Below are 21715 nucleotides of genomic sequence, written 5' to 3'. Positions count from 1 at the left end.
AAGTCAGGTATCGTGTGAGAAAATTTGTTAGTTTTTTCACACGATATCAAGAGTTAACGCTTTATTTCAACCCTCGGCGAATGGCTCCATTCTACATGGTATTTCGCAGATTCAGGTTGATCGATTCGAGAATAGGAATGAGATCCAAAAAAATCTCTTTGTGCTTGTAGTAGATTCGCCGGCAAAGTTCTGCATCTCATCGAATCAAAATAGCTTAGTGCTGAGCTGACTCCTGGCATTGGAATTCCGTGCATACTTGAATTAGAGACGGTTTTTCGCCAACTTAATTGTCGGTTTTCTAATTGATGGGCAAAGTACTCTGCAAACAACAAGTTGTCTAGTGCTGGTGTATGCTGGTAAGCGTTAGCAATGTCTTGCAAGAAGGTGGCTCGAATAATACAACCAGCGCGCCAACCTTTGGCTATATCAACAAAATTCAGTTGCCAGTTTTGCTGCTCAGATGTGGCGTTCATTAAATCAAAGCCTTGAGCATAAGCACATAATTTGGCGCAATATAATGCATCATGAAGCTCATTGATGACAGCTGATAGGCTTGTTTTATCGATAGGTTGTACTTTTGCTTTTAAGCATTGAGCGCCAATTAAGCGTCGAGACTTTAAACTACTTAATGAACGAGCATACACGGATTGGGTGATTGTTGGTGTTGGACAACCAATTTCTAGGCTATTAATGGCTGTCCATGTTCCCGTACCTTTTTGTCCGGCTTTATCGAGGATCATATCCACGAGTGGTTGCTCGGTTGAAAAATCCTGTTGTTTTAAAATATCAGCAGTAATTTCGATTAAATAGCTGTTCAGTACCCCTTGATTCCACTGGGTGAAAATATCACCAATTTGGTTTGGTGAGAGTTCAAGTGCGTTACGTAAATAATGGTACACCTCGCAAATGAGTTGCATATCAGCATATTCAATTCCGTTGTGCACCATTTTAACGAAGTGTCCGGAACCACTAGGGCCTGTATAGGTAGCGCAAGATTCGCCATCATGAAGTGGTGGCAGAGGAAGACCATTAGCATCGACCTTTGCTGCAATGGCATTCCACATTGGTTTTATCGATTGCCATGCTTCAACTGAGCCGCTTGCCATTAAGGCTGGGCCAAAACGTGCACCTTGTTCACCACCAGAAACTGCTGTACTGAAAAATTGCAGCTGACCTTGATATTTTTGTTCTCGAGCAATGGTGTCAGTCCACAAGCTATTACCAGTATCAATGACAATATCTTGAGGTTCTAATCCAGCTTTTAGCAAATCATCAATCACTTGCTCTATTATTTTGCCTGCCGGAATAGAGAGGGCAATAACACGTGGTGATTTTAGAGTGCTTAATAATCCCGTTAATGAATCACAGGCTAAAAAAGTGCCTTTATTGAGTAACTCTGCTTCTTTTTGTGTGGCAGATAAGTGCTCTTGATTAATATCAAAGCCCGCAACATTGAATTGGTTATCAAGCAGGTTTAAGGTTAGGCTTTTACCCATTACACCAAGCCCGATCATGGCAATATGACTATGATTTAAAGAAGGTGAATTGGACATAAGCATTCCTTGTTTTAGTTTTTGCTGAATATTGTGTAATACCGTTTCCACGGGGGGGGTTATATCGATGAATATCGCTTCATTAGATAGAGGTTCAATGAGGGTATCAAACTGACTTTCTAGCATTGATTTTCCATTAAACCAGTGATTGTCTCTTTTTTTATGGCGCTGCCAGATGGTGTCAAAGTTACCTTGTAAGTAAACAATGGTGAGATTTTCATTATTGTGACGCAGAATATCTCTGTATTCGGGTTTTAATGCTGAGCAGGCAATAACCACTGATTCATTATCAATAAATAGTTGATTGAGTGTGTGTAGCCAGTCAATGCGGTCTTCGTCAGTTAAGGGGATACCTTGCTGCATTTTCTCTACATTAATTTGCGGATGAAAATCATCACCATCAAAAAATTTGTAATTTAAACTTTGTGCAAGTAAGTGACCAATGTGGCTTTTCCCACAGCCGGAAACACCCATCACTAATATCTTTTTATTGTTCATAATACAGCCTTAGCGAAGCCCTAGAAAACTAAGGCCCGCGTGATAATTGTGATTAATTTACTGCCACCATAAGGCGAGTTGCGGGAAGATAATAACCAATGCTAGTGCCACAATTTGTAAACCGATAAAAGGCAGCAATGATGAAAAAATTTCACCTAGGCTAATATCTTTTGGCGCCACCGATTTTAGGTAAAATGCAGCAGGTCCAAATGGTGGTGACAAGAAAGAAACTTGCATGTTCATACAAAACACTACACCAAACCAAATAGGGTCAAAACCAAGATTAATGATAATTGGCACAAAGATCGGCATAGTCAGTAAGGCAACACCAACCCAATCCAAGAACATTCCTAGAACCAGTAAGATCACCATCATAATGAGTAGTGTTCCCATAGCGTGGCCGCCACTTAAAGCTAGGATGGTTTGTTCGACAAAATCAATGCCGCCCATTAGGTTATAAACACCCACTAAAGCGGTTGCGCCAATACCAATCCAAATAATCATGCCACAGGTACGCATGGTGGCGATGGCACTTTCTTTAAGCATGTTCCAATTCATTTCGCCGCGAATAATAGCGCTCACCATGATACCAACAACACCTAAAGCCGACGCTTCGGTTACCGATGCAACACCGGTGTAGATGCTTCCTAGGACGATTGCAACCGATAGAATAGGAAAGAACAAGGCTTTAAAGTAACTAGGACGATTTAAGGCATCTTCAGCCAGTTCTTCTTCGGTTGGAAGTGGTGCTAAACTTGGGGTTAAAAAGCTACGAATAAGAACATAAGCGATGTATAAAAACGCGAGTATGAGCGCGGGAATGAAAGAGGCTTTGAATAAATCACCAATCGAAACACTGGCAGTGAGGCCATAAATGATTAATACGATACTCGGAGGTAACATAGTACCTAGTGCACCACCGGCACACGTTGTACCAATTGCCAATTTACGATCGTAACCTAGGCGTAGCATTTGTGGTAAAGCGAGAATGCCAAGTAACACTGTCTCACCGCCAATCACGCCAGACATAGAGGCAAGCAATACCGCCACTAATAACGTTTGAACGGCAACACCACCTCGAACTTTACGGCCAACCGATTTCATAGCATCGAATAAGTCACGAGCAATACCTGAACGATCAAGTAGAGCAGCCATTAATACGAACATAGGTACTGCAAGAAAAATATAACCGTCAACAAAGCTAAACATGCGGCTAGAAATAAGTGGTATGGCATCCACACCAAACCAGCCTAGGGTAAAGAATAATGCGACAAAGCCAGTGACAAAGGCTAACTGCATACCAGTTAGCAATAACCCGATCATCATGATTAGCATCAATAAGCTTGCGTAACCAATTCCAATAGATGATAAATCAAACATCTTTATCGCTCCTTAATGCCTTGATTTCATGGATGATATGAAGAATAAATTGCAGCGATAAAATGCAAAAAATAATAAAAATAAGCGCTTTTAGTAATGCTGGATAAGGTGGGTTGAAATAAGATCCTGATGTTTCAAGGCGGAACTCTCCCCAAGGGGTATACCAGGCCGTTTTCGTCATGGTGAAAGAAGCCCATGCCATCATAAGAGCAAAAGCCAGGCCAACAATGTGGTGCACCATATTGAGTTTACGGCGCGTTTTAGCTGACACCGCGTCATAAATTAACACTACCCTTACGTGTTTATCAGTGGCAAAAGCATAGATGCCACCGATGACAAATAAGCTGCCGCCGACGAAAGAAGCGGTTTCATGTACCCAAGTCGTTGGGGCATCAAAAACATAACGCATCAATACTTCATAAAACGAAATAAATACGGTTAAAATAAACAGCATACTAAGGGCATGACTGGCTTTAATTATCCAAGCATCAAGACAATTTTTAGGTGCATCTTCAGCCTCTGGTGGCGTTGGGACATCCTTCATAACACAACCTATTAAAACAAACGAAAAGAGAATAATGAGGACGAAGAATTCCGTCCTCAGATAGTACTTGTTGAGAAATTACAGTAACCCGTTCTCTTCTAAATACTTGGTTACAGAGTCATAGACTTTTTGAGCATTTGGTGAGCGCTCAGCAAATACTTTCCATTGGGTTTTTGCAATCGTACGGAATTTTTTACGTTCTTCGGCAGACCAATTATGAATAGTGATATTGGGATCTTTTTCGGCTTTGGCGACCGCGGCTTGGTCTGCAATACGAAGTTCTGTTGTCATGTCATTAGCAAAGTCACGAACTGATACGGTAAGAATTTCTTGTAGATCTGGTGACATCTTGTCCCATTTCTTTTGGCTAATTGAAATATCAATCAGAGGTAGAGAGTGGAAACCCGGCTGAACAGGGTGAGTGGCAATATCGTTCATACCAGCTTTTTGGTTAGTAGAAAATACTGTGTAGTCAGCCGCATCAATAACGCCTTTACTTAATCCGGTAAATACTTCCGAGCCCGGTAAGTTTACGGGCGTTGCACCTGCTGCAGCGAAAACTTGTTGAACTAAGCCTTCAGGTGCACGAATTTTTAAACCTTTCAGATCGGCAACGCCATCAAGTGGAACTTTTGATACCAATGATTCAACCCCAGTAGTCGAGCCACCGATAAATTTTACGCCATAAGGTTTATACAGCTCGGTCATGAGTTCATAACCACCGCCGTAATTGATGTATTGAAGTAGTTGTCCAGTGTTTGACCAAGCACCAACCATATTACCAATTAGGCCAAAAGCTGGATCTTTACCTGAGAAGTACTCTGTTGCTGTAAGTTGACCATCTAAAATACCTTGACGAATGGCATCTAAAGTTTCGGTATTTTTTACAACACTACCAACAGGAAGTAGGGAGATTTTGATGCGACCATCAGACATGGCTTCAACGCTTTTCGCCCATTTTTGTTGTACTTGGAAATTTTTATCACCAGATGGATCGGATGATTGAATTTTTAAATTAAAGTCAGCGGCTAAAACAGAGGTGGAAAATATTCCAGCTAAAGCAGCAGTAAGTAGAGTGCGAGTAAGTTTCATTCTATAGTCCTTTTAGTTGCACGTTTAGACATTACGTATTGGCGCATAAGTTCCGATTATTAGAATAATGTTACCGGTAACTTGTAAATGAAATGTTACCGGTAACTATTTACCTTCGCTATTAACTGGATCACAAAAAATGATTTAATGAATGATTAAGGTTAATTGAGGTGGTGAGTTGAGAGATCTGGCACACCTTATTCAAGGAAGTCGTGCCAGTGCGGGAGAGGTTTAGCTTAACTCATCGGAGAAGATCTTATCTCGGATCTTCCAAAAACGACCTGATTTATGAGCAATGATAAACAAAGGCAGACGGAATCGATGTTGATGATTCACGACTTTGGTTGGTGAGCTTTCTTCAAAAGGGCGATGTCTATCGGCAAGATGAGGACGCACAAATTGCTCAGCAAAGTTTTGCTTTTGTTTTTTTGTGGTTAATGACCAGAATTCATGAACTAAAGCGGCAGGTTGTTCATCATTGCTTTCGCCAGAGTAGGTGACTTTAAGTTGTGATTTGCCATCTTGGGTTTTGTGAACGTTCAGTTCCATATCTTTACATTCAAATACTAGGGCATCTTTGAGGTTTAGTGCATCACGCAGTTTTTTATCTGGATCGACTAGGGTGGCGTCACATTGATGACAGATTCGTGCGGCAATGTCGTTATCCGCACCACATTCAGAACAGAATTTAGCTTTAAAACGATAACCGCAGTGTTCCCGTTCACCGGTAGGTCTGTCTTCTTCGTTTAACACTTCAAAGTAACCCTGGCAACGGCGGCCATAATGTTCGATTAACATGCCATTGTTATCCAGTTTGCCCCAGAAGGTATTATTAAAGCCACAAGCAGGGCAAGGAATAGTGACGGCGTCACTCGTTGGGTCGGGTTTGGTTTCACCAACTTCTGGTTGGTAGAGATCGTAATTATTGCCCGCATAGTCCAGTACTAAGCATTCGGTTTTATTTTCCGCTAAACGCAAGCCACGGCCGATGATCTGTTGGTATAAGCTGACAGATTCAGTGGGGCGAAGAATCGCAATTAAATCAACATGAGGTGCATCAAAACCAGTGGTTAATACCGATACGTTGACTAAAAATTTAATTTGTTTGTCTTTGAATTGATTAATGATGCGATCACGCTCGGTTTGATGCGTATCACCAATAACCAGTGCTGAATGTTCTGCAGGTAAAAGGGTGAGAATTTCTTGAGCATGACGAACCGTGGCGGCAAAAATCATAATGCCTTGTTTGTCTTTCGCCAGTTCAATAATTTGCTCAATGATCTGTGGCGTAGCACGTTTGGATTGCTCAATAACTAAATCGAGGTCGGCTTCTTTGTAGCGTCCAGCTTGTGCGGGTTTTAAATGAGAGAAGTCGTAGCTCAGTATCGGTGCATCAATCATTCTGGCTGGGGTTAAGAAACCTTCATCTAATAAATACTGAATCGGTAGCTCAAAAATACAATCGCGGAAAAAACGCGGTTCTTGTGATTTCACTTGGCCAGTTTTGCCACGTACTTGATATTGATAAATCCAACCCATGCCAAGGCGATAAGGAGTTGCGGTGAGACCGAGTACTTTGATGCCGGGATTGATCGTTTGTAGGTGTGAAATTACCTTTCGATAGCTGCTTTTCGGGTTGTCAGGTACTCGGTGACATTCATCAATTACCAATAATGAAAATTGATTGGCAAAGGCATCAAGATTACGTACTACCGATTGTACTGAAGCGAAGACAACTTGTTCATTTGATTCTTTTCGACCTAACCCTGCAGAGAAAATGCCACCTTTAAGAGGACGATCTTCTGTGGAATAACTTTCGTATTTAGCATGATTTTGCTCAACCAATTCTTTCACGTGGGTTAGCATTAATACTCGACCTTTAGCTAATCGAGCCAGTTCTGCGATCACTAGGCTTTTACCTGCGCCAGTTGGCAAAACAATCACGGCAGGTTCACTATTATTACGAAAGTAATGGATAACGGCTTTTACGGAGTCGGTTTGATAAGGGCGAAGTTTGAACATGATAAATCAGCGAATGAGTAAGAAGGTGAAAGGATAATAGGCTTGGTGGGGAAATACTAGGGCATTTCTAGAATCTTGGGTACTTCGTTTCTCATGACTCGGCTTGGCTGTGGAGCGTCGATAAAAAAACCCACCGAGATGGTGGGCTTTAGTCGTTCATTTAAGCAAGGCTTAGAATGTGTAGTTTAACTGTACAGAACCGATGTAAGCTGGACCTGATGAGTTATAGTTATTTTGAGGTAAGCCAGTGATAGATCCAGTCTTAGATGTTTCATCAAAGTTGCCTGATTTTCCATCAATGTAAGCAAAGCCAGCATCAAGAGATAGATCTTCTGTCCATAGGTAAGTTATACCTGCTGTGTACCAGTAACGGTCAGTATCTGGGATACTTAACGTGGCTTGACCAGCTTGTTCATCATAAGCAAAACCTGCACGTAGGATTACGCTATCAGTAGGTTGGTAAGTAGTACCAATCGACCAACGTTGGTTATCATCATATTTTTCTTGCTTAGTAAAGCATGTTCCACTTGTTATGACACAAGCACTTCCTGTTGCAGTTAAATCTGTAAACTTACTCCAGTTTGTCCATTGCCAGCTATAGTGAACAGCCCATTGATTATTTAGTTGATGGAAACCGGATAGAATAACAATATCAGGAAGTTCAATATCTAAATCTGCATTATTTGTTGAGCCAGGCTGTCCTGTAAATGCTCCAGCTCCATCAGTAAAATCACCATCTTCAAACTTTAGTTTGACAGCTGATTTATAGGAAGCAGAAAAACGGTTGTTTTCATTGACTTCATATAAGGCACCTACGTTCCAGCCATAACCGAAGGTATCTCCTTCCATTTTTATTAAAGTATTAGATGGAGAACCACCACCGCCAAATTGAGGCGGTGCAACGTATAATGCACCTTTAGTTCTTTTTAATTCAGCTTTTGCATAAGTTACGTTGAAGCCTGCACCAACACTGAAGTGGTCATTTAATCTATATGCAATGTTCGGGTTAAATTTAAAAGTAGTTAAAGAAGTTTCCCCTGAAATATCACCAGCTAAAAAGTCACCAGGATATTCGGTTGCTACACCGTAATCAGTGTACATGCCGATTCCCCAAGCCCAATGCTCATTAATAGGGTTGACATAGTAAAAGGCAGGAACAACTTGGGAGGGTGCGATGTCGTTTGCTGAATTATTTGTCCCAGGAATAGCTGTAGCATCATTACCTTTGACATCAATTTCAGGCTCAATCCAGGAAATTGCACCAGAAAATTGTTTCTTCTCAAATAGCATCATTGATGCGGCGTTTGCTGACATTTCACTGGCGTTGTCACCAACAGCACCTGCACCAGAAAATGCACGACCTAGGCCAGAGGCGGAATGTTCTACTACTTGGAAGCCAGCAGCATGAACTTGAGAGGCAAGAGCAATCGAAATTGCTAATAGTGAATATTGTGTTTTTTTCATTGTCATCCCTTACACATTAATTATTTTATTGTGCCGCATCGGCTTGGTCCGATGTGTTGTTAATAGTTTTATTACTTAATGTGATAATTTGGTATTTAAATTTTCAAAAAATGCTACAAGGTTAATAATTTTGCAATTTATCTTATTTCTTCCCATAAATCAGGTATGACCAGTATAACTTATTGATAATGGTCTGGTTTTTGTATTGTTTATTTTTTGGTCAAATAATGCTGATGATGAAGGTTAAGACTAAGGTCTAACAGTGTCTTAACTTTTTGATTTCATTTTAGACTAAGGTCGAGGGGGTTAATTTATTGCCTAAATAATGTTTCATTATTTTATGAATATAAATTAAGCAAAAAACTAAGATAAATTTAATTGTGACAAAATGATACAAAGCTATTTAAGAAAGCTATAAATAGAAAATAAAAAATATCTGCAATAAAGTTGTTTGTTATTTAACCAGAAAAGGGTCGATTTTTAAATAACAGGATTTATATTACCTTCTGATCTTGGAGCGTTGTATTTTTCTTTAATTCATTAATAAATCAATTTTGTGAAATAGCTCAACTAATGAAGCAAATATCTCTATAATGATATCTCATGCTGGAATTAGGGATGGTGGGTCTTTCACTGCAAAAATGCTGATAAAAGCTCAACCAACCCTAGTGTTTATAGCAACATTTATGTGTGCTGACTCGATCAACAAGCGATAGTCAGACTAGAGGTATTCATGCGTTTAGATAAGTTTTTATGTGAAACATTAGGGGTAACCCGCCGGGAAGCAACGATTTTATTGCGTCGTGGTGAAGTAACAGTAGATGGGCAGATAGTTAAAGTCGCCTCAATCAAGGTAGGGGAAGGATCCTATGTTGAGTGGCAAGAGCGTCATTTACCTATGCCGGGTCCTCGTTACTTCATGCTGTTCAAACCGGATGGCTTTGTTTGTTCACATGAAGATAGCAATAACCCGACGGCGTTTGCTCTATTAGATGAAGTAAATATGGATAAGCTTCATTTCGCAGGTCGTCTTGATGTCGATACTACAGGCTTGGTATTAATTACTGATGATGGTCAATGGTCACATCGTATTACTTCGCCAAAACACAAATGTGAGAAAACTTATCGAGTATGGCTAGAAGATGCGATTGGTGATGATTACATCCAACAATTGCAAGACGGTATTCAATTGAGAAACGAAAAAGGGCTGACACTTCCTGCAAAAATGGAAGTCGTGGACTTTTCTCAAAATGAATTATTGCTGACGATTTCGGAAGGTAAGTACCATCAAGTAAAACGTATGTTTGCTGCTCTAGGTAATAAAGTTGAGCAATTACACCGTGAATCAATTGGTATGATTGTTCTCGATGAGACGCTTGAACCTGGTGAGTACCGTCCATTAACAAATGAAGAAGTCGCTGCAATTTATACTTAAGTAACGTTGAGATGCAAGTTTCAGCAAGAGTAAAATAAGTTTTAGGCAAGGCAAATTGAATATGATCAGAGTGATTCTATCTCTTGGCAATTTAACTTAGCATACAGCTTGTTTTAACTTGCCTTTCGTGAGATTCATCCAGCCTTTATGCCGTGTCAGATTGGTTTGAAAGGGCCTACATTCCTTCGCCAATCTTCTTTACCTAAAGGCCTGGATGAGAGCTCTGAATTCTGCATCTTGAAGTCATTCGGGTATGAAAGCTTTATGTTATTTATCTCTTTATATATTTAGCCAAGCCGCTAATTATCAACTTGTGGTTTGTTTATTTATTTTCACAAAGGACACGCTATGCCGCAAACTTCCTTACCTAAAAGCAGCTTTGTTTTATTTCTGATTTTAGGTTCGATTGGTTTATTAACACCATTCGCTATTGATATGTACTTGCCTGCAATGCCGACTATTGCCAATGACTTTATGGTGAATCATGGCCTGGTACAGGCGACGCTAACCGCTTATACAGCCGGCTTTGCTTTGGGGCAACTTTTGCATGGACCTTTAGCAGACAGTTATGGTCGTCGTCCAATTTTAATGGGAGGAATTGTGTTCTTTGCAATTGCTTCTATTATTTGCGCTACAACGACGAGTATTGAAGCTTTATTATACACTCGATTTGCACAAGGTTTTGCTGGTGCAGCAGCGGCTGTGATTGTGCAAGCCATAGTTCGAGATATGTTCGATAAAGAAGAATTTGCTCGAGCGATGTCTTTTATTACCTTGGTTATTACCATTTCACCTTTGTTGGCGCCTATGATTGGTGGCCACTTAGCGGTTTGGTTTGGTTGGCGTTCTATTTTTACCGTACTTGCAGCGGTGTCTTTCTTCGTTCTATTAGCGGTGTTGTTTAACATTCCTGAAACGCTAGCACCTGAAAACAAGCAAACTTTACGCTTTAAAATCACCATGCGTAATTATTTTAAATTAATTACCAACCCTGTAGTCTTTGGCCTTATCTTTTGTGGTGCATTTTCGTTTGCTGGTATGTTTGCTTTTATTACCGCAGGTTCATTTGTGTATATTGATATCTACGGCGTACAACCAGAATACTTTGGCTATTTGTTTGCGTTAAATGTTGTTGGTATGGTGGCAATGACTAGCTTTAATGGTCGCGCAGTCCGTAAAATGGGCTCGCACTGGATGCTACGTTTTGGTCTCTGGTGCCAAACTTTTGCTGGCGTAGCACTTTTGGCGAGTTGGTTATTAGGTTTAGGCTTATGGGCGATAGTGCCTTGTGTGATTTTATTTGTTGGTACCATTTCGATTATCGGTAGCAACTCAATGGGATTACTGTTAAGTAGTTACCCTCAAATGGCGGGCACGGCTTCTTCGCTTGCCGGTACACTACGATTTGGCGTGGGTGCTGCCATCAGTGCGTTGATTGCTTTCTTACCAAGCGGTTATGTATGGCCGATGGTAATCGCAATGTTCCTATGCGCAGTATTGTCGGCAAGTTGTTATTGGTTATTGAGCCGAAATGCTTAAATGAATACAAATTTTGAATTAGAGAAAAACATGCAATATTCACAAGAGATCCAACGAGTAGTGACCAGTGCTTTATCAGAATTAAAGCAACAGCATCAAAACGGTAAGTTGGCCAATACACCGATTACAAATACTCATTTTTTAGCTCGCTGGGTAACGAAAAGCATAAAGACTCAAGAATTTGATGGGTGTGTGAAAAATGATCTGATTCGTTGGCAAAAATTGAGCCGTAGCAAAGGGGCAGGTAGTGACCTTCTTGTGACGTTTGAACGCATTGCAAAATTATACCAACATTTTCTGCCCGTGGAATCTGAGCCTAAAGTGCTGAAAGATTCGGATATTGAAGCTTTTATGGATCACATGGAAGCGAAGGGGTGGGAAGTCGTTAATGAATTTGAGTTAACTGAAAAGACACAAATTTTTGCCGATCAGCCAAACTCATTTGTTTTATGTGCTAAGCAATGTGATGATTGCTTTGATGGTGAGTTACTAACTAAACCGATGAGTTTTTATGTAAGAGGAAACCATGCAGCTTTTATCACCGAGGCAACAGAGCAAGGTTTCTTACTGCATAAGCAAACCGATTATAAATCCATTGTGAAGTATCACGGTGAATACCTCGTTTACCCGTACAATATTGGGCCTAAATTGGCTGAAATTCCAATGAATTATTGATAGTTTTAATTATCAGTTGGTTACTTAGGGGGTGTGGTTTTATTGAATTGGTGCCTGATATTTGGTATGTCGATGTTATATACAGTGGTAACTCAGGTCATATAGGGTAAAGCTCTTCCTACAACAAGCTAATTAGTGTAAATTTCCTTTCTTATTATTGGTCGCAGGTGCAAGTTTAATGCTTTATCTTAAAAATCTTTGTAAAGGTTATATTGATGGGGGCGTATTTAACCCCGTTTTACAAGGTGCTGAGTTATCATTAGACCGTGGAGCCCAACTTGCTTTAATGGGAGAAAGTGGCTCAGGGAAAAGTACATTGTTGAACATTATTGCAGGGTTAGATTCTTGCGATTCTGGTGAAGTAATTTGTTCTGAATTTCCTATGCACGATGCCCCTGATAGACAAAAAAATGCTTTTCGTCGTAATAATATTGGGCTTATTTTTCAGCAATTTAATTTGCTAACAACGCTGAATATTGCCGATAATATTCGCTTTTGTCGTCAATTAAAAGGTTTACCAGAAGACCCACATCTCTGGCGTCAAATATTATCCTCACTTGACTTAATGCCATTGCTCGGCCGTTATCCTGAAGAAGTATCCGGTGGTCAACAACAACGTGCCGCGATTGCTCGTGCATTATATATGGAGCCTTCGATCTTATTAGCGGATGAGCCAACCGGTAGTCTAGATGAGAAAAATGCCGAAGCGGTGATGCGTTTATTGACGAGTCTGTCGAGTAAGATGAATTGCACTTTATTACTGGTGACTCACAGTGAAAGGGTAGCTGCACATTTGGAAGGTTGTGTTCGATTACAAGGAGGCGCGTTGAATGTTGTGGCCCGTAGCTAAAGCTCTACTTGGCCATTATCGTCGCCACCCATTTCAAATTCTTCTCGTATGGCTAGGTTTAACACTAGGCATATCGCTGTTCGTCGGTGTTTTAGCGGTTAATTATCATGCCAAGCAGAGTTATGCTAATGGTGAAAAGCTATTTTCAAATCCACTCCCATATCGAATTCAGCCGAAACTGACGGGTAATAAAATTCCTCAAGGTTTTTACATTCAATTAAGACGCAATGGTTTCCATCAATGTGCCCCTTTTGATAACTATCGAATTGTGACTGAAGGTGGCATGCAACTCAATATTGTGGGTTTTGATCCGGTGATAATGTTGTCATTCAAGCAGAATCAAAGTTTTGGTTCTTCGGATATGCTTGAGCTGATGCGTCCTCCATATCCAATTTTGATCAGCTCTCAATTATCTAACTACCTAGATATAGTTGATAATGATTTTATCACTTTAAAATCAGGCGAAAAAATTGGGCCGATCAAAGTAGATACTAAAGGAAGAATTTCGGGTTCAAGACTCGTAGCAGATATGTCTTTGCTTCGAAAGCTTAATCGTAGTTCAGGCTTTGATATGATTGCTTGTACTGCAATGTCACCGGCTAAATTAGAAAAATTACGTAATTATTTGCCTGATGGTATTTCCTTGCATCGTAATACTCGTGTTGAGCTAGGTTCGCTCACTAAAGCTTTTCATATGAATTTAACTGCGATGGGAATGCTGTCTTTCCTTGTGGGTTTATTTATTTTCTATCAAGCAATGTCACTTTCTTTTATCCAACGTCAGCCTCTAGTGGGTATTTTACGTTTAACAGGTGTGTCTGGCTGGCAGTTAACCAAAGCATTGTTGTTAGAAGTTATGGCTTGGATTTTAATTAGTTGGTTGAGCGGCACCGTACTTGGGTTGGCTTTGGCGAACCGACTCATGCCTTCGGTTTCAGCAAGTTTAAGTGATTTATATAATGCCGATGTTGGCCTATCTATTAAATGGGACTGGGAATGGATTCAATACAGCTTATTGATGTCTATCTTTGGTTGTCTATTGTCTTGTTTTTGGCCGCTTGTTCGATTGGTTCGCTCTCAACCTATTCGACTCACTTCTCGTTTATCATTAATGCGTTTTGCTGGTCGAGAGTTTAGTTTACAAGCTTTTGTCGCCTGTATATGTACTGTGGCGGCGGTGGCTTTGTATCAATCACCGAGTAATCAAAAAGAAGGCTTTACTCTCATTGCATTAATATTAGTGAGTGTTGGCTTGGTGATGCCATATTGTTTATGGAAGTTATTTACCAGCTTCTCTTATACTATGCCGTGGGTCAAAGTTCGTTGGTTCTTTGCTGATATGGCTGCCAGTATGAGTTATCGTGGTGTTGCCGCAATGGCATTTATGCTGGCGTTAGCAACCAATATTGGCGTGGTAACGATGGTTCATAGCTTTAAAGAGACGACAGATAAATGGTTGGTTCAACGGCTATCTGCTGATTTATATATTACTCCGACAATATCCTCTGCAGCTCGAATGAGCCATTGGCTTGAAACACAACCTGAAGTGAAGAGTGTTTGGTGGCGGTGGGAGAAATCACTGCAAACCAATACAGAAACTGTCCAGGTTGTGAGCTCAGGTGAAACAGAAGGTGAGCGTAAATCGTTAACAGTGAAATTAGCAGTCCCACAGTTTTGGTATCATTTGCATCATGATCGAGGTGTGATGGTCAGTGAATCGATGTCACTCAAACATAACATTCATCCTGGCGATATTATTAATTTACCTGAGCCTTTAGGTGGACATTGGCCTGTTTTAGGCGTTTATTATGATTATGGAAATCCATATAACCAGGTGATTATCTCAGAACATAAATGGTCAGACACCTTCCAAGGCCAAGGCGATGTGGCTTTAGGTGTTGTATTGAATGAACAAGTCGAGCCAAGTGACTTAATACAGCGGATGGAAAGAACTTATAGCCTGTCTCCGGAAAGAATCTATAACAATAATGCTATGCATACGAAGGCGATGATTGCGTTTGATCAAACCTTTAAAGTGGCGGATACCTTAGGGAAAATTACCTTGTTTATTGCGGTGTTCGGCTTATTTGTTTCAACCGTTGCCGGTGAAGTTTCAAGGCAAAAGCAAGTTGCTTTACTGCGTTGTTTAGGTGTTTCTGGTAGAGAGTTAGTTATTTTAGGGGCACTACAATTGCTTGCGATAGGGCTATTTACTGCTTTCATTGCTTTACCACTTGGTATTTTAGTGGCGCAGTTAATGGTGGATGTCGTTCTTAAAAATGCTTTTGGTTGGACCATGCAAATCACTTTATTGCCTGAACAATATATTTCTACTTTTGTTTGGTCACTTTCGAGTTTGTTTATTGCTGGAGCATGGCCAGTTTGGCACATGGTTAAATCGACGCCAATGAAGTTGTTGAGGGACTCATTATAATGAAGACTGAACAACACCAATGGATATTTAAAGCGATTGTGGTGACGCTTGCTTTCTTGCTGTTATCAGGTTTGCTCGCCCCTCACTTAGTTAAAGGATTAGTAGCGAAAGAAATTGATCAGCTTCATCTTCAAGCGGAATCGAAAGAAGGTAATCAAGCTGTATATGATCCGGTTTTACCAGATTATACGATTAAGTACGGCAAAGATTTTTCTGAACATAATGGTTTTCATAATGAAGTTTGGCACTACAGTGCCAACTTAAAAGGCGATGATGGCTTGGACTATGGCGTGCAGTGGACGGTTTATCGTGTTGCTAATGGTGATCATCAAGGCGTGGGCTGGAGAAATGCACAAATCTATACGGCGCAAGTCGTTGTCTCAACTTCCAGGCATTCATGGTCACAGCAGCGTATTGCCCGTGGCGGTATTGGGCAGGCCGGAGTGATGATGTACCCGTTTAGGCTATGGATCGATGATTGGAGTTGGGTTTCGAATAATAATTTTGCCATCGCAAGCCAGTTGAATGTTAAAACCGACGATTTTCAAGTCTCACTACAAAATGCAGCTTATGGACCTTTTGTTTTAAATGGTGATAAAGGCTATAAAAAAACACACGATCTAATGTCTACCGCATCTTATTCATTTAGCGCTCCTTTTATTAAGGCTAAAGGACGTTTGATTTTGAATGGTAAAGAAGTAAATGTGTCAGGTGTTGCTTGGTTAGATAAAGAGTGGGGTAACCATCTTGTCGCCAATCGTTCATTGCGTTGGGATACCTTTAACCTTCATTTATCCGATGGGCGAGTCTTATCTTTAACCCAATATCATAATCCACAGAATATGCGCTATATTTCAGGTTCATTATCGAATAAAAATGGCTCAACAGTGAAGATTAAAGATAGTGAAGTGAGAATTTACCCAATTGAAAATCAACAATTACTAAATGGAAGACTTTTACCTTTACGTTGGGTTATTGAGCTACCAAACTATCAAATCAGCTTGATTACTCAATCTTTAAATAAAGAGTTATGGTTACCATTTTGGATCCCGTCATGGGAAGGGCCTATTCAAATCACAGGAAGCCATAGAGGTGTTGGCTTTATGCAATTGACGGGGTACTAGGCTCATCTATCATTCTTATTTGTATGATTTTTGGTAAGTTAAATGTGAGCCATTCATATTGTTAACTTGGGTATATATGTGAAAGACTTTTTTTAAATTTTATTAATTCGGAAAATTCGAGTGTTCGTATCTAAACAATCGATTTTTATAGTTTAAATTATCCAGATACTATCGATGCATGTATTATCAGATGAGTTACGCTAGACTAAGGAAAAGGTTTTATGCGCGATAAAGTAGTTAATTTTTTTAAGATGGAATCAGCAAGTGGCATCATTCTCGTGATTGCAGCTGTTATTGCAATGCTGATTGCCAATTCATCATATGGTTCCCTATACCAAGATACACTCCATACCTACATTTTAGGTATGTCAGCATCACATTGGATCAACGATGGTTTGATGGCGGTGTTCTTCTTACTTATTGGTCTGGAAGTAAAACGTGAATTACTGATAGGAGCATTACGTTCTAAAGAAACGGCTATGTTCCCAGCGATTGCGGCCGTCGGCGGCATGCTTGCACCCGCTTTAATCTATCTTGTATTTAATTACAGTGATCCTGTTGCTGCTAGTGGTTGGGCTATTCCTGCTGCAACGGATATTGCCTTTGCACTCGGTATTATGGCGTTACTAGGTCCACGTGTTCCTGTGAGCTTAAAAGTATTTTTACTTGCTTTAGCGATCATTGATGATTTAGGTGTCGTTGTTATTATCGCTCTATTCTACTCAAGTGATCTATCAAGCCTTGCTTTACTGATAGGCTTTATTGCGACCGCTGTTTTGTTCTACATGAACATGAAAAATGTCACCAAAACACGTTGGTACTTGATTGTCGGTTTCATTTTATGGGTGAGCGTTCTGAAGTCAGGTGTTCACGCAACGCTTGCAGGTGTATTAATCGGCTTTGCTATTCCCCTAAAAGGTGAAGAAAGCGGTAAATCTCCACTGAAATCACTAGAGCATGCATTGCATCCTTATGTGAACTTCTTGATTTTACCTCTTTTTGCTTTTGCAAATGCGGGTATTTCTTTAGCAGGGGTTTCACTAGCGGGCTTGTCATCAACGGTACCAATGGGTATTGCGTTAGGTCTAATAGTTGGTAAACCCCTAGGTGTATTTACCTTCAGCTGGGTGTCAGTAAAATCTGGTTTTGCTCAATTACCAGAAGGGATAAACTTCAAGCATATCTTTGCGGTTTCAGTACTATGTGGTATCGGTTTCACTATGTCGATCTTTATTTCATCACTGGCCTTTACTAATGTTGATGCTGCATTTGATACTTATTCACGTCTTGGCATCTTAATTGGCTCAACGACTGCTGCAATTTTAGGTTATGTGCTATTGCATTGTTTCTTACCTAAGCAGACGACAACATCAGTTGCTACAGAAGAGTAAGCTATCTTAATGGTATAAAGCGAACTTATTTAAGAAGATCGGGGCATTTAAGAAAGCTTGATGACTTAAGAACACTAAGCCACTTCAGCGTAAATAAGGGGCCACTTCATAAGGAGTGGCCTTTTTTACGTCTATAGAAACTCGATAGGGCAGATTGATGAAGACAAAAAAAAGCCCAAATCAATTTGAAATGGGCTAAAAACAATATAGGAGTTGTATATGAAAAAATTGCAGTTAGGTGTAGAAAACTGATGGATGAACAAATTAAGACATGTTTCCAGCTTATTTCCACTTGCTACGTAATATAGGACTGGGTTAATTACATTCGGTTCAATCTTTTTTCAAAAAAATCGAGATTATTTATAACGTGTCGAACTTGCTATATCCATATAACTTTAACTTGCCTTTCGGAAGCTTCATCTTGAAGTCACTTGGGCATATTTATTAAATTTATTGGTGAACTATGTTTCGCATTTGTGATCTTTGCCGCTTGTTCAATTGATCTATCCTGATAATATTCAAACAAGTGTTTAATACGAGCGATTGAAATGACGGTTAAGAATAAGACAAAAGCAAAAATCATGGATGTAGCAGAAGCATTGTTTGCTGAACACGGATTTAATGATACGTCATTACGTACGATCACTACTAAAGCTAATGTAAATCTAGCGTCGGTAAACTACCATTTTGGTGATAAGAAAACTTTGGTGAGAGCGGTGCTTAACCGTTACTTAGAAGCCTTTATGCCCGAGTTGGAAAAAAGCCTAACAAAGCTGAATCAAAGTGATAATTACACCATGACGGAGGTGTTTAATACGTTAACACATCCAGTATTATCTCTTGATAACCTTCGTCCAAATGGTGCAAGTCGTTTTATGTTGTTGATTGGCCGTGGTTATACCGATGTGCAAGGGCATCTACGTTGGTTTATTACGACTCAATACAGCAGTGTACTTAACCTATTTACGGACTCGGTAAAAAAAGCCAACCCAGCATTAGATGCTGAAACTCTATTTTGGCGACTACACTTCACCTTAGGTACTTGTGTATTCACCATGTCATCAAGTCAAGCACTTGCGGAAATTGCTTATAACTCTTATGGAAAGAAAGTCGATTCCGATGTGTTTATTCAACAGTTAATCCCATTTTTAGCGGCAGGGGTTGCCGCTCAAGCCTAGATTTTTAAACCTGGATTTTATTAAACCTAGCTTTCAAGCATAAATATTGAAGAACAGTTTCTATGCTTGGACTTGAACATAACAAAAACAACTAAATGAATAACGTGGATAAAAAGGAATAGATTATGAGCTCGCTAAGACAAAAATGGATCAGTGACCCAGCGTTTAAATGGTTTAAACAAGTATTACCGCCGCTTTCTAGTACTGAAAGAGAAGCGATGGAAGCGGGTAGTGTCTGGTGGGATGGTCAGCTTTTCTCAGGTACACCAGATTGGCAAACATTGCATAACTATCCGAAACCAACGTTGACAGAAGAAGAACAATCATTCATTGATAATCAAGTTGAAACATTACTTGCGATGCTTGATGACTACAAAGTGGTACAAGAAGACCGTGATCTTCCAAAAGAAGTGTGGGACTACATCCGCAAAGAGAAGTTCTTTGCTCTGATCATTGATAAAGCTTATGGCGGCTTGAATTTTTCGGCGCACGCAAACTCAACGATTGTTACTAAAATTGCTACTCGCAGTATTAGTGCCGCTGTAACCGTAATGGTTCCTAACTCTTTGGGTCCGGGTGAGCTGCTATCGCATTATGGTACACAAGAGCAAAAAGATTACTGGCTACCACGATTATCTGATGGCACAGATATTCCATGTTTCGCTTTAACTGGCCCTGAAGCGGGCTCTGATGCTGGTGGCATTCCAGATAAAGGCGTGGTGTGTCGAGGCATGCATAATGGCGAAGAAGTTCTGGGTATTCGCCTCAGCTGGAATAAACGTTATATCACTCTTGCGCCAGTGGCTACGGTACTTGGCCTCGCATTTAAGTTAGACGATCCAGATCACCTACTTGGCGATAAAGAAAATCTTGGCATTACTTGTGCGCTGATTCCTGCCGATCACGAAGGGGTAGAGATTGGCGAGCGTCACGATCCACTAGGGTTAGCCTTTATGAATGGCCCAACTCGCGGTGAAGATATCTTCATTCCTATGGATTGGCTCATTGGCGGTGCAGATTACGCAGGTAAAGGCTGGCGAATGCTAGTGGAATGTTTGTCCGCGGGCCGTGGTATTTCTCTACCGGCACTTGGTACTGCGATTGGTCATCTTACTAGCCGTACAACCGGCGCTTATGCTTATGTACGTAAGCAATTTGGTATGTCGATTGGTAAGTTTGAAGGCGTTGCCGATGCCATGGCGCGTATCGGTGGCATGACGTACATGCTAGAAGCGGCGCGTACTTTAACTACGACTTCATTGGATATGGGTGAAAAACCGGGGATTGTTACCGCGATTGCTAAATATCACATGACAGAAATGGCGCGTACCATATTAAACGATTCAATGGATATTCATTCAGGCCGAGCGATTCAAACTGGCCCAATGAACTACTTAGCGCATCATTACTATGGCGTACCAGTTGCGATCACTGTAGAAGGCGCGAACATTTTAACCCGTAACTTGATGATTTTCGGACAAGGCGCAACGCGTTGTCATCCATTTGTCCTACCTGAAATGGAAGCGGCGGCAAATCCAGATGAAAAAGCCGGTGCAAAAGCGTTTGATGACTTGTTATTTAAACACATGAGTTATGCCATTAAAAATAGCTTAGGGGCGTTTAGCATGGCATTGACGGGCTCTCGCTTTGCGAAATCTCATACCTCTGGTGCGACGAAGCAGTATTACCGCGATATGACTCGTTTAAGTAAAGCATTAGCGGTGACGACAGACTTTGCCATGCTAACCTTAGGTGGTGAGCTAAAACGTAAAGAGATGTTGTCCGCGCGTCTTGGTGATGCATTGAGTTATTTATATTTAGGCTCAGCAGTGCTAAAACGTTATGAAGATGAAGGCTGTCAGCAAGACGATCTCGATTACGTTCATTATGCGATGAATCATTGCTTAAGTCAGGCAGCCAACGGTTTAGAAGAAGCTTACCGCAATATGCCGAGTCGAGTTGCTGGAATGCTACTAAAAGTGTTGGTTTTCCCATTAGGTAATCGCTTTAAAGCACCGTCTGATAAGCAAAAAACTAAAGTGGCAGAAAGCTTAATGACACCGGGAGCACATCGTGAACGTTTAACGCGCCTTTGCTACATTGGCGATGATGAAAATGACAGCGTTGGGCTTATCGAACGAGCGTTCATTGCCATGTACGGTGTGAAGCATCTAGAGCGTAAAATGATGAAAGCAGTTAAAGATGGCAAGCTAGCAAAAGCTGGTCCATTAAAAGAGCGTTTACAAGCGGCGGTTGAGCAAAAAATCTTAACCCAAGACGAAGCGGAGCAAGTGATGAAAGCGGACGAAATTCGTTACCGTTCAATTCAAGTGGATCACTTTAGCCATGATTTCAGTGAAATTCGTACTCATGATGCAGAGAAAAAGGAGAAGTCGTCAAAAAAGCTTGATAGCGCCGCTTGATTGAACGTGCGCATACCATACAAAATTGAGTATACTTAATGACAACGCCACAGCTACTGTGGCGTTTTTGCTTTAGTGAAGTTGTGGTTAAACAGGTCTAACCACTTGGCTAT

15 protein-coding genes and 1 pseudogene are annotated in these 21715 nt (G+C 40.6%); 9 read left to right on the top strand and 7 right to left on the bottom strand.

The window, feature by feature from the left end; all coding sequences use genetic code 11:
• Window positions 1-53 precede the first annotated feature (53 nt).
• The 7 genes and pseudogenes from gndA to ACN0T8_RS02225 form a co-directional block, all read right to left on the bottom strand.
• Window positions 54-1553 carry an NADP-dependent phosphogluconate dehydrogenase gene (gndA, locus tag ACN0T8_RS02255; RefSeq protein WP_417879481.1) on the bottom strand — a complete coding sequence of 500 codons (1500 nt, stop codon included), beginning with the start codon at window positions 1551-1553 and terminating at the stop codon, window positions 54-56.
• A gap of 9 nt (window positions 1554-1562) precedes the next feature.
• A pseudogene (locus ACN0T8_RS02250) lies at window positions 1563-2051 on the bottom strand (gluconokinase); the annotation flags it as partial.
• Window positions 2052-2108: 57 nt separating this feature from the next.
• Window positions 2109-3431, bottom strand: coding sequence for a TRAP transporter large permease (locus ACN0T8_RS02245; RefSeq protein ID WP_417879042.1), 1323 nt, complete (start codon window positions 3429-3431; stop codon window positions 2109-2111).
• Window positions 3424-3975 carry a TRAP transporter small permease subunit gene (locus tag ACN0T8_RS02240; RefSeq protein ID WP_417879041.1) on the bottom strand — a complete coding sequence of 184 codons (552 nt, stop codon included), beginning with the start codon at window positions 3973-3975 and terminating at the stop codon, window positions 3424-3426. The genes ACN0T8_RS02245 and ACN0T8_RS02240 overlap by 8 nt, the downstream gene beginning before the upstream one ends.
• A gap of 78 nt (window positions 3976-4053) precedes the next feature.
• Window positions 4054-5067: a TRAP transporter substrate-binding protein gene (locus ACN0T8_RS02235; protein ID WP_417879040.1), complete on the bottom strand. Its 1014-nt coding sequence runs from the start codon at window positions 5065-5067 to the stop codon at window positions 4054-4056.
• Window positions 5068-5298: 231 nt separating this feature from the next.
• Complete coding sequence (locus ACN0T8_RS02230) at window positions 5299-7089, bottom strand: DEAD/DEAH box helicase family protein (protein WP_417879039.1); 1791 nt, start codon at window positions 7087-7089, stop codon at window positions 5299-5301.
• A 171-nt stretch (window positions 7090-7260) separates the two neighbouring features.
• The gene (locus tag ACN0T8_RS02225) at window positions 7261-8553 is read right to left on the bottom strand and encodes an outer membrane protein transport protein (protein ID WP_417879038.1); all 1293 of its coding nucleotides are present in this window, start codon (window positions 8551-8553) and stop codon (window positions 7261-7263) included.
• Window positions 8554-9286: 733 nt separating this feature from the next.
• Here ACN0T8_RS02225 and rsuA point away from each other — a divergent pair.
• The 9 genes from rsuA (at window position 9287) to ACN0T8_RS02180 (ending at window position 21602) form a co-directional block, all read left to right on the top strand.
• Window positions 9287-9988: a 16S rRNA pseudouridine(516) synthase RsuA gene (gene rsuA / locus ACN0T8_RS02220; RefSeq protein WP_417879037.1), complete on the top strand. Its 702-nt coding sequence runs from the start codon at window positions 9287-9289 to the stop codon at window positions 9986-9988.
• A gap of 348 nt (window positions 9989-10336) precedes the next feature.
• On the top strand, window positions 10337-11527 hold the full coding sequence (locus ACN0T8_RS02215; RefSeq protein WP_417879036.1) for a Bcr/CflA family multidrug efflux MFS transporter: 1191 nt from the start codon (window positions 10337-10339) through the stop codon (window positions 11525-11527).
• The gene (locus ACN0T8_RS02210; protein WP_417879035.1) at window positions 11528-12202 is read left to right on the top strand and encodes a DUF2913 family protein; all 675 of its coding nucleotides are present in this window, start codon (window positions 11528-11530) and stop codon (window positions 12200-12202) included.
• Window positions 12203-12380: 178 nt separating this feature from the next.
• Entirely contained in the window at window positions 12381-13052 is a 672-nt protein-coding gene (locus ACN0T8_RS02205; protein ID WP_417879034.1) for an ABC transporter ATP-binding protein, read from the top strand.
• On the top strand, window positions 13033-15486 hold the full coding sequence (locus ACN0T8_RS02200; protein WP_417879033.1) for an ABC transporter permease: 2454 nt from the start codon (window positions 13033-13035) through the stop codon (window positions 15484-15486). The genes ACN0T8_RS02205 and ACN0T8_RS02200 overlap by 20 nt, the downstream gene beginning before the upstream one ends.
• Window positions 15486-16610: a lipocalin-like domain-containing protein gene (locus ACN0T8_RS02195; RefSeq protein ID WP_417879032.1), complete on the top strand. Its 1125-nt coding sequence runs from the start codon at window positions 15486-15488 to the stop codon at window positions 16608-16610. The genes ACN0T8_RS02200 and ACN0T8_RS02195 overlap by 1 nt, the downstream gene beginning before the upstream one ends.
• Before the next feature lie 221 nt (window positions 16611-16831).
• Window positions 16832-18001 carry a Na+/H+ antiporter NhaA gene (gene nhaA / locus ACN0T8_RS02190; protein ID WP_417879031.1) on the top strand — a complete coding sequence of 390 codons (1170 nt, stop codon included), beginning with the start codon at window positions 16832-16834 and terminating at the stop codon, window positions 17999-18001.
• 548 nt (window positions 18002-18549) lie between these two features.
• Complete coding sequence (locus ACN0T8_RS02185; protein ID WP_417879030.1) at window positions 18550-19179, top strand: TetR/AcrR family transcriptional regulator; 630 nt, start codon at window positions 18550-18552, stop codon at window positions 19177-19179.
• A 125-nt stretch (window positions 19180-19304) separates the two neighbouring features.
• Window positions 19305-21602 (top strand): acyl-CoA dehydrogenase, encoded by a 2298-nt coding sequence (locus ACN0T8_RS02180; RefSeq protein WP_417879029.1) that lies wholly within the window; start codon window positions 19305-19307, stop codon window positions 21600-21602.
• The last annotated feature ends 113 nt before the right edge of the window (window positions 21603-21715 follow it).

This window comes from Vibrio sp., assembly GCF_048266485.1.
GTDB lineage: Bacteria > Pseudomonadota > Gammaproteobacteria > Enterobacterales > Vibrionaceae > Vibrio.
Note: the sequence above shows the minus strand (reverse complement) of the source record. Positions and strands in the feature narration are given on the sequence as shown.

Bases quoted from the DNA above. Each gene is read 5' to 3' on its own strand.
- gndA (WP_417879481.1), bottom strand. From the start codon at position 1,553: ATGTCCAATTCACCTTCTTTAAATCATAGTCATATTGCCATGATCGGG.
- ACN0T8_RS02245 (WP_417879042.1), bottom strand. From the start codon at position 3,431: ATGTTTGATTTATCATCTATTGGAATTGGTTACGCAAGCTTATTGATG.
- ACN0T8_RS02240 (WP_417879041.1), bottom strand. From the start codon at position 3,975: ATGAAGGATGTCCCAACGCCACCAGAGGCTGAAGATGCACCTAAAAAT.
- ACN0T8_RS02235 (WP_417879040.1), bottom strand. From the start codon at position 5,067: ATGAAACTTACTCGCACTCTACTTACTGCTGCTTTAGCTGGAATATTT.
- ACN0T8_RS02230 (WP_417879039.1), bottom strand. From the start codon at position 7,089: ATGTTCAAACTTCGCCCTTATCAAACCGACTCCGTAAAAGCCGTTATC.
- ACN0T8_RS02225 (WP_417879038.1), bottom strand. From the start codon at position 8,553: ATGAAAAAAACACAATATTCACTATTAGCAATTTCGATTGCTCTTGCC.
- rsuA (WP_417879037.1), top strand. From the start codon at position 9,287: ATGCGTTTAGATAAGTTTTTATGTGAAACATTAGGGGTAACCCGCCGG.
- ACN0T8_RS02215 (WP_417879036.1), top strand. From the start codon at position 10,337: ATGCCGCAAACTTCCTTACCTAAAAGCAGCTTTGTTTTATTTCTGATT.
- ACN0T8_RS02210 (WP_417879035.1), top strand. From the start codon at position 11,528: ATGAATACAAATTTTGAATTAGAGAAAAACATGCAATATTCACAAGAG.
- ACN0T8_RS02205 (WP_417879034.1), top strand. From the start codon at position 12,381: ATGCTTTATCTTAAAAATCTTTGTAAAGGTTATATTGATGGGGGCGTA.
- ACN0T8_RS02200 (WP_417879033.1), top strand. From the start codon at position 13,033: ATGTTGTGGCCCGTAGCTAAAGCTCTACTTGGCCATTATCGTCGCCAC.
- ACN0T8_RS02195 (WP_417879032.1), top strand. From the start codon at position 15,486: ATGAAGACTGAACAACACCAATGGATATTTAAAGCGATTGTGGTGACG.
- nhaA (WP_417879031.1), top strand. From the start codon at position 16,832: ATGCGCGATAAAGTAGTTAATTTTTTTAAGATGGAATCAGCAAGTGGC.
- ACN0T8_RS02185 (WP_417879030.1), top strand. From the start codon at position 18,550: ATGACGGTTAAGAATAAGACAAAAGCAAAAATCATGGATGTAGCAGAA.
- ACN0T8_RS02180 (WP_417879029.1), top strand. From the start codon at position 19,305: ATGAGCTCGCTAAGACAAAAATGGATCAGTGACCCAGCGTTTAAATGG.